Genomic DNA, 13,751 nt, shown 5'->3' with positions numbered 1-13,751 from the left:
GGTGGCCCCCCCCGGGGCCCCCCCCCTCCGGGGCGCCGGGCCGTCACGGCCCCCACCCCCATTGGGGGGGGGGGCCCCCCCCGCGGGGGGGGGGCCCCCCCCCCCCCCCCCCCCCCCCACCGAGCCTGCCACGCCCCCGGCGCCCCGCGCGCGGCGGCCCCGGCAAGCGGGGTGTCGCACCCCGCGCTACATGCCCTGCGGCACTCGCGCGGGCCGCCCGGAACCGCGCGTCAGCGCGTACCCGCCGACGCCCGCGAGCGCCGCGAGGACGCCGCCGGCCGCCGTCCAGATCCACCGGGACGACCACCAGCCGCCCGACCAGCCGTCCTCCGGCTCCACGGCGGCCGCGCCGACCTGCCGCCCGTCCGAGCCCGCGCCCGGCACCAGCGGCTCCGCGAGCGCCCCGTCCACGGCCTGCGAGCCGCCCGCGTCGGTCGTGGTGACCTTCGCCTCGGCCCGCACCGGCAGCCCCAGGTCGTCCGCTTTGAGGTCGGTGACCGTCAGCCGCGCGTAGTACGTGCCCGGCAGCGGATCGTTCGCCCACTGCTCCGACCACGACCTGACGGTACGCAGCGTGCAGGACAGCGACACCGTCGCGGCGTCCTGGGCCGCCGTCCTCGTGGGCGTGCCGAGCCGGCAGGCCTGGCGGCGCCGCAGCCCGTCGTACACGTCGACCTGCCAGGTGGACGCGGCGTGCCGGGCCGCCGCGTCGGGCAGCTTCACCGTCGCGTGCACGGTGGCGCGCTGCCCGGTGTCCACGGGGAACGCCCAGTACAGGTAGTCACCCGTGGACGCCTCCGCCGTGGCCTCCTGGCCGACGCGGATCGCGGTGGCGGTACGGAAGGACGTGCCCGCCTCCGTCACCGCCCCGGACTTGTCGTCGTCGGCGGTGGCGACCCCTGCCGCACCGGTGAGGGCGAGCAGAGCGGCACCGGTCACGGCGGCGAAACGCCGCACCACACGTGTCGTACGCATCAGTTGGTCCGTACGCATCAGTTGGTCCTCCAGACCGCGAAGCGCCAGCGCGAGAGCCAGCCCCAGACCAGACCGGCGACGAAGCCGACGAGGACGAGTACACCGAGCAGCCACCAGCCGTGGCCGAGCCCGAAGGAGGCGACGTCCGACGCGTCGTCGCCGGAGTCCACGAGATCCACGGCCAGCTCGACGGGGAGGCCGGGAGACGTCTTCACGGAAGCGGGAGCGGAGAAGGAGTTGCTGACGCGCAGGCAGACGGTCTCGCTCGCCCCGTACTTGTCTTCCTCGTCGTCATCGTCGGCCTCGGGCCGCGGATACCGCAGACCCGTCGAGATGACGTCGGTGCGCCCGTCGCCGGACTCCTGGCCCCGCACGATCTCGCGGCCCTTCGGCGTCTCGGCGCGCAGCAGCACGCCGTAGTCCTTGTTGACGGCCCGGTCGGCGGCCACGCTGACGGAGGCGCGCAGTTCCTTGCCCGCCGGGACGTTCACGCGGTACCAGCGGTGCTCGCCGAACTTCTCACGGTCGGTGTAGAGACCCGACTTCAGCTCGGGCGCGCCGGTGCACTGTGCGGCACCCTTCGCCTCCACGGGCGTGACGACCGGATCGGCCGCACGGTCCACCAACTGCTTGACGCGGCCGGAGAGTTCATCGGTGTGCCGGATCGACGTGTACGTCCCGCCGGTGGCCTCCGCGATGCAGCTCAGCTGGTCGCGGGTCTTGGCGTCGGGCACCAGGCCGAGCGTGTCGATGGTGAGGTGGATGCCCTTGGCGGAGATCTCCCGCGCGACCACGCACGGGTCGAGGGGCTGGCAGGTGTCCTCGCCGTCGGAGATCAGCACGATGCGGCCGCTGCGCTCGGCGTCGTCGTCCTTCGTCAGGTCGTCGGCGGCCTTGAGGAGCGTCGGGCCGATCGGGGTCCAGCCGGTCGGCGCGAGCGTCGCCACGGCGGTCTTCGCGTCGGTGCGGCCCGCCTTGTCGAGCTGCTCCACGGGGTAGAGCAGCTCGGTGTCCTTGCAGCCCGTCTTCCGGTCGTCGCCGCGATAGTTGGCGCCGAGGGTGCGGATGCCGAGCGCGACCTCGTCCGGGGTCGCGTCCAGGACCTCGTTGAAGGCCTGCTTCGCGGCGGCCATCCGGGACTTGCCGTCGATGTCGCGGGCCCGCATGGAGCCGCTGACGTCGAGGACGAGCTCGACCTTGGGCGCGGGCTGTGCCGGTTCGTCGTCGTCATCGGCGGCGGCGGGGCCTGCCGTGACGAGTCCGGCGGTCAGGGCGGCGAGCAGGGCTATGACCCAGGCCGCCGGCCGTTGTTTGGTGATCATCGCCGGATACTATTGATCTTCGGTCGGCATCCCCAAAACGGGGTCAGAACGGGACGCGCTTCAGCGTGTGAGCCGCCGGCCGCCGAACGCCCCGCCCCCGTCCGCCTGCTTCCACCACGTCTCCATCGCCGCCTGGTCCATGGCGTGCCAGTCCGGCGTCGCCTGGACGAGTGCCCCGCCCAGCCGCCGCCCGAGGTCGACCATCGAACGGCCGGAGACGGTGCGGTCCGCGTCGTACGCGTGCAGGGCGTCCGCCCAGGTGCCGGCCGCGGTGAGGGCGGACTCCAGGACCGTGGCGTCCTGGAGCGCCTTGACCGCGCCCGCGCCGGTGTGCGGCCGGGCCACCGCCGCCGCGTCACCGGCCAGCAGGACGCGGTCGGCCGTGCAGCGCGGCGCGGTGAAGTCGTACATGGGCTGGAGGAAGAGTTCGCCGGGCGCGGTCTCCCGGAGCAGCGCGCCCCAGTAGGGCGGCAGGAGCTCGTCCGCCACGTACCCGAGGTGAGCGGCGAGGGCCTCCGTGAGGCCGCCCGGCGGCAGGCTCGTGGGGCCGGTGAGCCGCAGGTCGAGTCCGAGTCCGAGGTCGAGCCCGGGAGGCGGGGCGGTGTACAGGACCCAGTTGACGCGGTGGCCGCCCGCGCCGTCCGGGATGCGGTAGATGATCACGTGCCCGCCCGGGAAGACGGCGTACACGCAGTCCTCGTCGGCCCACAGCCCCGGATCGTCCAGCCGCGCCTCGGGGAACGCGCCGCGCCAGGCGAGATAGCCCGCGTACGCGGGACGTACGTCGCCGAAGCCGGCGGCACGGACCGCGGAGCGGTAGCCGTCGGCGCCGATGACGAGGTCGTGGCGCGTCGTGCTTCCGGCGTCGGTGGTCACCTCGACGCCCCCTTCGCCGGGGTGCACCGTCCGCACGGTGGCGCCGGCGCGGAAGTCCACGCCCTCGGGGATACGGCCCCGCAACTCCCGCCACAACGGTCCCCAGTTGTACGTACGGAAGGGGAACGGCATCACGGCGATCTCCCGGCCCAGCGGGGACGCGGCCGCGTCGTCCCGCACGTACCAGCGCCGCCGCACGAGCTGCACCCACGGCATGGCGGCGTCCACGTACCCCGCCGATTCCAGCTCCGCGTAACGGGAGTCGTGCATGGCGAGCCCCACGCCGCGATCCGCCAGGTCCCCCGCGGCACGCTCGTACACGGTGATCTCGTCCGCGCCACCGCGGTGCGCGGCGAGGGCCGCGGCACACCCGGCGATGCTGCCGCCCACGACGGCGACACTGCCTCCACGCATCATGCCGCCATCGTGGCAGCCCCGGTGACCTGCTGTCAGCGGAGCGAGACCCCGCGCCCGGCGAAGAACGGCTCGAACTCGTCGGCGGGCAGGTCGGCGGTGCGCCGAGTGAGTGGCACCAGGTGGCCGCCCCGCCCCGCCCCGGCGAGGGACGGTGCGGGCGGTGAATCTCGTAGTGCACGGAGGCGATGACCTGACGCCCCTCGTCCAGGGGCCCGCCGATCTCCTCGACTGAGAGGTGCTGGTGGACCTCGGCGTCCAGGCCGAACTCGTCCCGGGCGTACTCGGCGAACGGGGCGTAGATCATGCCCTTGATGACCCCGTCCACCTCCGTGTACGCGCCGTACTTGAGGGCGCCGTCCCGCAGGGCGAAGAGGGAGGGCGCGGACGGGCCGAGGGCCATCCGGAAGCAGGTCAGCCCACACAAGTGGCCGCACGGTGAGCTTAGCTGGCAGGCCGGTTCGGAAGCTGCCGGTCCGCTGTGGCTGGTCGCGCAGTTCCCCGCGCCCCTAAAGGGGCGCCCTACTGGCGATAGCCGCTCAGGAAGCGGCCGATGCGGCTGATTGCCGCGTCCAGGTCGTCAGCGTAGGGAAGGGTCAGGATGCGGAAGTGGTCGGGGCGGGGCCAGTTGAAGCCGGTGCCCTGGACCACCTGGATCTTCTCCTGGAGGAGGAGGTCGAGGACGAACTTCTCGTCGTCGTGGATCGGGTGGACCTTCGGGTCCAGGCGCGGGAACGCGTACAGGGCGCCCTTCGGCTTGACGCAGGAGACACCGGGGATCTCGTTCAGCTTCTCCCACGCCTTGTCGCGCTGCTCGTGCAACCGCCCGCCGGGCAGAGTGAGTTCGCGGATGGACTGGCGGCCGCCGAGCGCGGCCTGGATGGCGTACTGCGCGGGGGCGTTCGGGCACAGCCGCATGGAGGCGAGCATCGTCAGGCCCTCCAGGTAGTTCTTCGCGTGCTGCTGCGGCCCCGTGACGACCAGCCAGCCGGAGCGGAAGCCCGCCACCCGGTACGTCTTGGACAGGCCGCAGAAGGTGAGGACCACGAGGTCGGGCGCGAGGGCGGCGACGCTGTGGTGCACCGCGTCGTCGTACAGGATCTGGTCGTAGATCTCGTCGGCGAAGACCATCAGGCCGTGCCGGCGTGCCAGGTCGAGGATGCCCTCCAGGATCTCCTTCGGATAGACCGCGCCCGTGGGGTTGTTGGGGTTGATGATCACGACGGCCTTGGTCCGGTCTGTGATCTTCGAGGCCATGTCGTCGAGGTCGGGGTACCAGTCGGCCGACTCGTCGCACACGTAGTGGACGGCCTTGCCTCCGGAGAGGGTGGTGACGGCGGTCCACAGGGGGAAGTCGGGGGCCGGGATGAGGACTTCGTCGCCGTCCTCCAGGAGGGCCTGTACGGCCATGGTGACCAGCTCGGACACGCCGTTGCCGAGGAAAACGTCGTCTACGGAGACCTCGTCCAGGCCGAGCGCCTGGTACCGCTGGGCGACGGCGCGGCGGGCGGAGAGGACGCCGCGCGAGTCCGTGTAGCCGTGCGCCTTCGGGAGCATCCGGATCATGTCCTGGACGATCTCCTCGGGCGCCTCGAAGCCGAAGAGCGCGGGGTTGCCGGTGTTGAGGCGCAGCACGCTGTGGCCCGCCTCCTCCAGCGCGTTGGCGTGCTCGATGACGGGGCCCCGGATCTCGTAACAGACCTCGCTGAGCTTGCTCGACTGCCGGAACTCCATGCGGTGCGCCTCCCGTGACGTGTGTTACTTGGTTTTACCAAGCTCCCGCTTGGAAAGTCCAACAACTTGCATAGACTATGTCGCATGCCACCTCGCCGAAGCTACGACCAGTACTGCGCGGCAGCCCGGGCGCTGGACGCCGTGGGCGACCGCTGGACCCTGCTGATCGTCAGGGAACTGCTGGTCGGACCCCGCCGCTACACCGACCTCCACGCCGACCTGCCGGGCGTCAGCACGGACGTGCTGGCCTCACGGCTGAAGGACATGGAGCAGCGGGGCCTTGCGACGCGGCGCAGGCTGCCCGCGCCCTCGGCGGCGTACGTCTATGAACTGACGGGCAGGGGGCGCGAGTTGCTGCCCGTCCTGGAGGCCCTCGCCGCCTGGGGTGCCCCCGCCCTGGAGGAGCGCAGGCCCACGGACGCGGTGCGCGCGCACTGGTTCGCGCTGCCCCTGCTGAGGCCTCTCGCGGCGGCCGGGGCGGGCGCCGAGGGTGTGGTGGAGGTGCGGCTCGACGAGGGCTGCTTCCACGTCCGGCTCACCGGCGGCGAGCAGACCTACGACGAGCAGACCTACGGCGACGGACCCGCGCCGGACGGGGCCGACGCCGCCCTCACCCTGGACGCCGGCACGTGCGTGGCGATGAGCCGCGGCGAACTCACCGTCGGCGAAGGCGTGCGGCAGGGGCGGATCGAGGTCAGCGGCGAGTCGGTCCTCGCCAAGGCGCTGCGCGAGATGTGACGGCCCGCGCGGACGCGGCCCGAGCGGCTCAAGCGGCTCGAGCGGCTCAACGTACCGACTGGACTCCCGGGCGGCAGGCGGCCGTCTGCGCGAGGGCGAGTTCACGCGCGGTGGCCATGTCGCTGAACGGAAGCAGCTCCCCGCGGACGGTCTGGTGCGGCTCGCTTCCCTTGCCCGCGATGAGGACCGTGTCCTCGGGGCCCGCCGACGACAGGGCGAAGGCGATGGCCTCACGCCGGTCGGCGAGCCGCTCGAACGGGGTGCCGGTCGCGGTGAGGGCGGGGGCTATCTGGTCCAGGATCGCCTCCGGGTCCTCGTCGCGCGGATTGTCCGACGTGACGACGCAGAGGTCGGAGTGGGTCCCGGCGATCCTCCCCATGTCCGCCCGCTTCGTGGTGTCCCGGTCGCCGCCGCAGCCGAAGACGGTGATGACGCGGCCGCGCGCGTAGCCCCGGATGGTGGTCAGGACCTTGTCCAGGGAGTCGGGGGAGTGGGCGTAGTCCACGATCACGGAGGTTCCCTCCGGCGTCTCGAAGCGTTCGAACCTGCCGGGCACCGGCGGCAGTTGGGCCAGCGCGGCGACGAGCGCGTCCAGGTCGTGCCCCAGTACGTGGCAGGAGGCGAGCGTCGCGAGGGCGTTGGCCACCGCGTACCGGCCGGGGAAGGGGATCGACGCGGGACGGGCACGCCCGCCGTGCCACAGGGTGAACCGCGTGCCCGAGGCGCTCACGACGAGGTCCGTCGCCCGGTAGTCCGCCGGTCCGTCGAGCGCGTACGTGGTCACCGCCCCCGGCATCATCGCGCGGATCCCGGCACCCACCGGGTCGTCGGCGTTGACCACCGCGTGCCGGCACAGGCCCTGGAAGAGCCGGAGCTTGGCGTCCCGGTAGTCGGCCATCGTGCCGTGGTCGTCCAGGTGATCCTGCGTCAGGTTGGTGAAGACGCCGACATCGATGAAGGTGCGGTCCACCCGGTGTGTCAGCAGCGCCATGGAGGTGGCCTCGAGCACCACGCTGCCGGTGGCCCGGTCGCGCATGTGGCCGAGCAGGTACTGCAAATCGGGCGATTCCGGGGTGGTGAGCACGGACGCCGGCATCGGTATCCGCTCGTCGCCCATCCGGCTGCCGGCCGTCCCGATGACCCCCACCTTCGCCCCGGTGGAGAGCCGCAGGGCGGACTCGACCATGTACGAGACGGACGTCTTGCCGTTGGTGCCGGTGATCGCCACCACGTCCATGTGCCGCCCCGGTTCGCCGAAGTACCGCGAGGCCACGACGGCCGCCGCCCTTCGCGTGTCCGCCACCCGCACGACGCACTCGGCCACGGACCCGGGGAGCGTCGGGTCCGCCCCTTCGACGACGACGGCGGCGGCGCCACGGGCCAACGCGGCGGCCACGCCGCCCGGCCCGCCCTCCTCGTGCCCGGGCACGGCGACGAACACGGAACCGGGCACGACCCGGCCCACGTCGAAGGTCACACCCGCGGTGACCGCGACCGTGCCGGGGTCGCCCCGGAGTACGTGATGGTCATGTCCGGCCAACAACTCGTTCAGCTTCACGATGATCCATTCGAAGTGGCGCGGACCCGGTCGTGCGGTCGCGGCCAGGCGGCAGCGCCGGCGGGAGCCGGGAAGCTGAGGTGGTGACGTGGAGCGGAGACGAGGATCGCCCGCGGGGCCGGAACGGCGGCAGCGGCGAGCCGGCGCGAGAGTCGCTAGCCGTGCTCGTGGGTTCGAGGTGTCCTCGTGTGCCTCGTGGAACCCATGTGACCCATGCGGCCGAGTGTACGCCCGGGCGTGACGTTCGGTTACCGGACGGGAACGGGAACGCCCAGCCGGTCGGCCACGGTGGTGAGAGCCGGGCCCAGGGGCAGCGCGACCCGGGCGGCGGCGAGCTGGTCGCCCCGGGTCGGGTCCTGGTTGACGATCAGCACGGGCGTCCCCTCCTTCGCGGCCTGGCGGACGAAGCGGAGCCCCGACATCACCGTCAGCGAGGAGCCGAGGACCAGCACCGACGTCGCCTCGCGCACCAGACCGCGGCAGTGCTCGACCCGCTCCGGCGGCACGGTCTCGCCGAAGAACACGACGTCCGGCTTGAGTACGCCGCCGCAGACCTCGCAGGGCACCACCCGGAAGTCCCCGACCTGCTCGTCGGTGAGGTCGGCGTCACCGTCCGGATTGAGGCCGGCGGCCACCGGCCGGAACCCCGGATTGGCCTCCTCCAGCCGCCGCGCGAGCTCGCGCCGGGGGCTGAACGCGCCGCAGGAGAGACAGCCGACACGGTCCAGGCTCCCGTGCAGCTCCACGACGGCCTGGCTGCCCGCCGCCTGGTGCAGCCCGTCCACGTTCTGGGTGATCACACCCGACAGGAGGCCGTGCCGCCCGAACGCGGCGACGGCCCGGTGCCCTGCGTTGGGCCGGGCGCGCCCGAAGAGGCGCCACCCGAGGTGGCTGCGCGCCCAGTACCGGCGCCGGGCCCCGGCATCCGCGATGAACTCCTGGTAGGTCATCGGGGTGTGCCGGCTCAGACTGCCGCCCTCGCCCCGGTAGTCCGGGATCCCCGACTCCGTGGAGATCCCCGCCCCGCTGAGCACCAGCACGCCCCCGGCCCCCAACGCGTCGGCGACCGGCCCCAGGTCCGTGACGGCCGGTGGCAGGTCTTCGGGAGGGGTCCAGCTCAGAGTGGGACGCGTCCGCATGCGGCCAGGGTACGCAAAGCGGCCATCGCCGCCCGGCCACGGCCCCGGTCGGCACGGGTCACTCCGTCTCGCGCAGCCGTGCCGCCAAGGTGGTCAGCGGTTCGGCTGCTTCGGTGTGGCCGAGGGCGGCGGCTGGGCGCTCCAGCTGGAGGCCTTCCGTGACACCCGCTCCGGGCCCGGGCGGTACGGGTCACTCCGTCTCGCGCAGCCGTGCCGCCAAGGTGCTCAGCGGCTCGGCCGCCTCGGTGTGGCCGAGGGCGGTGAGACGGGCGAGCGCCGCGTTCAGGCGGTCGAGGGCGGTGGCAGGGCGCTCCAGCTGGAGGCCTTCCACGGCGCCCGCGAGACGGACGCACTCAGCCCACTCCCCGGCGTGGTCCTCGTCCGGTCCCGGGTCGCCGAGCAGGGCGAGGGCCTCGTCCAGGGCGGCCAGGGCGTCCTCGTACCGCTCCGCGTAGGCGTTGACCCTGCCGTGTTCGTAGGCCAGGGCGGCTTCCAGGGGGCGGCCCCGGGGCTCGTACCCGGCGGCGTGGGCCTCGTCGGCGATCCGGCGCGCGGCGGCGAGGTGGGCGAGGGCGCCGACCAGCCCGTCGGGGCCCTGCCGCCTGGCCTGGAGGCGGGCCAGTTCGCGCAGGCAGCCGCTGAGCTGCTCGTAGCGCGGTGCGCGGGCGTGGGCGGCGAGCGCCTGGTCCGCCGCCTCGCGCGCCCGGGCGAACTCGCCGGACTCGCCGAGGAGCACGGCCGTCTCGGCGGCGATCATCGCGTGGCTCCCCGGGTCGTCGTCCCAGCCGGCCGACTCGGCGGCGAGGGCGGCGAACTCCGCCGTGGCGGCCTTGAGGTCTTCTCCCGCGTGCAGCGCGCGGGCGCGGGTCAGGCGCAGCTGCGCGGCGAGCCGGTCGTCCAGCTCCCCGGAGGCCACGTCCGGCTCGGCCAGGACGGAGTCGAGCAGCGCGATGCAGTCCTCCACCCGGCCCAGGTCGAGGCTGAGCTGCGCCGCGTTGCTGTACGTGCAGAAGGCGTCCGTGCGGCTGCCCCGGCGCAGGTCCAGCTCGGCCGAGCGGGTCAGGTGCCGCAGCGCCTCGTCGGGCCGGCCCAGGTGCAGGCAGGCCTCGGCCAGATCGCCGTGCAGCCGGGCGGTGTCGGCCGTGCCGGCCGGCCAGTCGGCGGCCTGTCGCAGGCCCTCGGCCAGATCCGCGTGCGCGGTGTGCGCGTCCTCAAGGCCGAGGTGCAGCCGGCCGCGCAGGGCGAGGACGCGGGGCACGTGCCAGGCGGGGCCGTGCGCCTTCAGCCGGTCGAGGAGGCCGTCGACCTCGGCGACAGCGGCGGGCAGGTCGCCCGAGAGGGCGTGCGTGCCGGCCCTCAGTTGCAGGGCGTAGGAGGTCTGGTCGGCGAGGTCGTGCCGGGTGGCGAACGCGTGCAGCAGCTCCGCCTCGGCGCGAGCCGGTGCGCGGTGGTCGGCGCTGCCCGACGTCTGGAGGCGCAGGCCGAGCGCGATTGCGCGCAGCCGCAGCAGCCGGACCTCCTGGTGCGGGGAGAGGCCGGGCGTCTCCTCGTGCAGGCGGACCACGGCCTCGTGGGCGGCGGCGAGCGCGGCGGCCCGCGCCTCGGTGTCTCCGCCGTCCTCCGCGGGGAGCTGGGCGCCTGCGAGCAGCGCCCGGCCGCGGGCGACGGCCGCGTGCCCCGGCTCCCCGGCGTCGTCGTACAGTCCCGCGGCCTCCTCGTGGAGGGCCACGGCGGTGGCGAAGTCGTCCCTCTCGGCGGCGTCGCCCGCCTCGTCGGCCAGCAGGTCCGCCCGCAGCCGTACGAGCGGGCCCACGGCCGGGTCGTCGGGGTGGGCGTAGCCGCGGGCGGCGACGAGTGTGCGCAGCCGCGCCCAGCAGGCGTCCGCGTCCGGATGCCCCTGGTCCTCCAACGCCCTTGCCCGCGCGATGAGTTCGGGCAGCGGCTCGGGGGCGGCGTCGGCCGCGGGGGCGGCGGGCGCGGCGGCCGGGGCGGCGGGGGCCAGCTCGTCGAGGCCGCGCGTGCGCAGGGTCAGCTCCAGCGCGTCCAGGAGCGGCGCGCGGTCGAGGCGGGCCCCGCGGCGTTCGGCGTGGGCCGTGGTTCCGTTGCGGGCGTCGAAGCGGGCAGCGAGGTCGTCGGCGCGGCCACGCACCTCGGCGCGCAGGCCGGCCACCGTCCAGGCGCGTCCCGCGAAACCCGCGGCGGGCACGTCGCCGTGGCCGAGGTGCTCGACGCGCTGCAGGAGGACTTCCACACCGGTGAGGAAGTCGAGCAGCTCCAGCGGCGATTCGACCTCGTCGAACAGGTTCCGGTTCTCGGCGAGCAGTTCGAGCCCGCGAGCCTCGTTGCCGGTCAGCGCGCAGAACTCCAGATGGCGGCCGACCTCCCCGCACAGCGAGGGGACGCGCCGGCACCGGCGGTAACCGGCGAGGTGCAGCTCCCTGGCCCGGTCGGTGCGGCCGGTGCGCAGCAGGGGCAGCAGCGCGTACGAGACGGAGCGGGCCGGCTCCTCCTGGCAGGACTCGTCCCCGGCCAGTACGGGTTCCCAGACGTTCAGCGCCCGCTCGTCGTCGCCCGCCGCCAGGTGGTGACGGGCCCGCTCGCACGTCTCGCAGGCCTCGCAGTCGCTCAGCGGAGTACGGGTGCGGCCCGCCCACAACTCGTAGGCGAGGGAGGTGTCCTCACCGATGTGGGCGGCGAGCTGGTACGCCTGCCCGTAGCAGGGCTGGAGGCCGAGGCCGGCCTTCTCGTACCGGCCGCGCATCTCCGTCTGCCACTGGCGCAGACTGGCCAGGGGTATCTCGGGCAGCGCGCGCAGGGCGGTGGCCACCCACTTGAACCGCCAGAACAGCAGATGGCGCAGGCGCTCGTCGAAGACGTCGGGCTGTTCGTCGAAGAGCGTGAGCAGACGGGCGAAGACGACGGGCGACTTCCGGGGCTCGGCACCGTAGGTGTACGCCTCCTGGAGCTCGAAGAGCGCGTGCGCGAGCACGGCGGGGTCCTCGAACCGCTCGGCGGCGTCGACGAGTTCCTCGGCGGTGACGGTGCGGGTGCGGCCGTAGGGGCGCTGATCGTTCTCCCGGAGCGCCCGGTACAGCTCATCTGTGTTCTGCGGCTGCTGGGCGTGGGGTGCGGTCGGCATCGTCAGCTGTCCTTGCGGAGGGCGTGGGCGAGAAGGTCGAGGAAGGAGCGGTTGATGAGGCTCGACTCGGAGGGCCTGAGCGGGCGCCGGGACAGCAGCGCGGCCTGCCCGTAGAGCGCCTCGGCGCTGGTGCGGGCCAGCTCGGGCTCGTCGATGGCGACGGCCGTGCGGACCAGCGGGTTGAGCTGGTTGAGGATCAGCTGGGCGCGCGGCGCCTCCTGGCGCAGGGCGCCGAGGATGTCGCCCCACAGGCCGCCCTCCTGCTCACGGGCGAGCTGCGAGCGGGTGCGCTCGTGCCGCGCCTCGCGGCTGTCGATGAGGAGGGCGGGCGCGGAGGCGGGCTGGAAGGTGCGCAGCGCGACATCGCAGTCGAAGACGGCGAGGGCGTCGCGGGCCCGGGCGAGGTAGGCCGCGGCGGCCAGCTCCGTCTCCCGGTCGACCGGATCGAGGTGGGCGGTGAGGGTCGCCGGATCGAGGTCGGCGACGTTGACCTCGGGCCTGATCTCGGGCAGCCGGTGGACCAGCTCGCGGTCGTACGTGTAACCGCCGTTGACGACGCCGAGCCCGGCGGCCGAGGCGATCGCCGCGACCTGCCGGAACTCCTCCACGCTCGACGTCACGAGCACCGTGCGGTGGGTGCGCGCGAACTCGTCGAGGGTGGCGTGCCCGCCGGTGGTCTCGAACGGCAGCCAGGGCAGCAGCATCCGCAGGATCTCGTCGTCGTGCACCGCGAGCGACTTCGCGGCCAGGTGGTGGGCCTGGAGGAAGCGGGCGAGCAGGTCCGGGTCGCCGGCGGCGGCCCGGGCGATCCAGTCGCGCAGCCGCTCGGCGAGGGCGTCACGGACGGCGGTGAGGGTGTCGTCCTCGTACAGGGACTCGCGGGACGCCGTCGGGCGCAGGCTCTCCGCGTCGACGACACAGCGCACGAAGAACGCCCACTCGGGCAGGATCTCCTCGGCCTGCTCGGAAAGGAGCATGCCCCTGACGTGCACGCGGTGGCCGTGCCGGCGCCCGGCGGGCACCGCCTCGGGCAGCACGCACGCGATGCCCTTCAGACCGACGGCCGGCAGATCCAGCTCGATGGTGTCCAGCGGCGTGAACCCGAAGACCTCCTCGCCGTACGCGGCCAGCGCACGGGAACGGGCTCCCGGCGTCGGATACGTACGCGCCCAGGGAGCGGGCTCGGGGTTGACGGCCGAGCCGGGGCCGCCCGTGCCGTCGTCGAACGTCACCGGATGCCGCAGCAGCGAGCCGAAGTGCCCGGCCAGCGAACGCACTTGGGCCGGCCGGGTCCACTCGCCCGCGTCGGGGCGCGGCGTCAGGGTGACGGTGGTGCCGGGCCGGGGGCGGGCGGAGGCGGGCAGCACGCGGACGGTGTAGCTGCCGTCACCGCGTCCGCGCCACTCCACGGCGGGCGCGTCCGGGGTGCGGGCGGAGCGGCTGACGACGTGGATCTCGTCGGCGACGAGGAAGCAGGAGAGCAGACCGATGCCGAACTGGCCGATGAAGTCGCCGCGTTGCTCCGCGATGCGGTCGGCGCGCTTGCTGCTGCGGCCGATCGTGGCGAGGAAGGCGTGCACGTCGGCCTCGGTGAGACCGACGCCGTCGTCCTCGACGCGGACCACCGAACCGTCGGCGTGCAGCCGGATGCCGAACGCGTCGGCGGGGGCGTCCGGCTGGAGGGCCCGCCGGGCGGTCAGCGCGTCCACGGCGTTCTGCAGCAGTTCGCGCAGGTAGACGCGGGGGCTGGAGTAGAGGTGATGGGAGAGGAGGTCGACGAGGCCGCGCAGATCCACCTGGAAGGTGCGGTCGGCGCCGGCCGGGCTCGCGGCGGTTTCGGGCAGGGTCATCGGGCA

General features: G+C 73.9%; 9 protein-coding genes. 1 reads left to right on the top strand and 8 read right to left on the bottom strand.

Annotation, left to right across the window (positions count from 1 at the left end; genetic code table 11):
• Positions 1-186 precede the first annotated feature (186 nt).
• The 4 genes from ACI2L3_RS35970 to ACI2L3_RS35955 form a co-directional block, all read right to left on the bottom strand.
• A complete protein-coding gene (locus ACI2L3_RS35970; protein ID WP_404756636.1) occupies positions 187-993 on the bottom strand; it encodes a hypothetical protein in 807 nt (268 codons plus the stop codon).
• Positions 993-2,297: a VWA domain-containing protein gene (locus ACI2L3_RS35965; RefSeq protein WP_404756635.1), complete on the bottom strand. Its 1,305-nt coding sequence runs from the start codon at positions 2,295-2,297 to the stop codon at positions 993-995. The genes ACI2L3_RS35970 and ACI2L3_RS35965 overlap by 1 nt, the downstream gene beginning before the upstream one ends.
• A gap of 60 nt (positions 2,298-2,357) precedes the next feature.
• Positions 2,358-3,587 (bottom strand): FAD-dependent monooxygenase, encoded by a 1,230-nt coding sequence (locus ACI2L3_RS35960; protein ID WP_404756641.1) that lies wholly within the window; start codon positions 3,585-3,587, stop codon positions 2,358-2,360.
• Positions 3,588-4,109: 522 nt separating this feature from the next.
• A complete protein-coding gene (locus ACI2L3_RS35955) occupies positions 4,110-5,321 on the bottom strand; it encodes a pyridoxal phosphate-dependent aminotransferase (RefSeq protein WP_404756634.1) in 1,212 nt (403 codons plus the stop codon).
• An 84-nt stretch (positions 5,322-5,405) separates the two neighbouring features.
• Here ACI2L3_RS35955 and ACI2L3_RS35950 point away from each other — a divergent pair, with 84 nt between their 5' ends.
• Positions 5,406-6,059 carry a winged helix-turn-helix transcriptional regulator gene (locus ACI2L3_RS35950; RefSeq protein WP_404756633.1) on the top strand — a complete coding sequence of 218 codons (654 nt, stop codon included), beginning with the start codon at positions 5,406-5,408 and terminating at the stop codon, positions 6,057-6,059.
• A gap of 46 nt (positions 6,060-6,105) precedes the next feature.
• Here the strand turns inward: ACI2L3_RS35950 and ACI2L3_RS35945 are convergent, their stop codons facing one another.
• The 4 genes from ACI2L3_RS35945 to ACI2L3_RS35930 form a co-directional block, all read right to left on the bottom strand.
• Complete coding sequence (locus ACI2L3_RS35945) at positions 6,106-7,617, bottom strand: UDP-N-acetylmuramoyl-L-alanyl-D-glutamate--2,6-diaminopimelate ligase (RefSeq protein WP_404756632.1); 1,512 nt, start codon at positions 7,615-7,617, stop codon at positions 6,106-6,108.
• Between the two features lie 248 nt (positions 7,618-7,865).
• On the bottom strand, positions 7,866-8,756 hold the full coding sequence (locus ACI2L3_RS35940) for an NAD-dependent protein deacetylase (protein ID WP_404756631.1): 891 nt from the start codon (positions 8,754-8,756) through the stop codon (positions 7,866-7,868).
• Positions 8,757-8,946: 190 nt separating this feature from the next.
• A complete protein-coding gene (locus ACI2L3_RS35935) occupies positions 8,947-11,895 on the bottom strand; it encodes a hypothetical protein (RefSeq protein ID WP_404756630.1) in 2,949 nt (982 codons plus the stop codon).
• Between the two features lie 2 nt (positions 11,896-11,897).
• Entirely contained in the window at positions 11,898-13,745 is a 1,848-nt protein-coding gene (locus ACI2L3_RS35930) for an HSP90 family protein (RefSeq protein ID WP_404756629.1), read from the bottom strand.
• Positions 13,746-13,751: the final 6 nt, after the last annotated feature.

The organism is Streptomyces sp. NPDC029674 (genome assembly GCF_044903205.1).
In the GTDB taxonomy this organism is placed as follows: domain Bacteria; phylum Actinomycetota; class Actinomycetes; order Streptomycetales; family Streptomycetaceae; genus Streptomyces.
The sequence above is the reverse complement of the archived record's forward strand: the minus strand, read 5'-3'. Positions and strand labels throughout refer to the sequence as shown.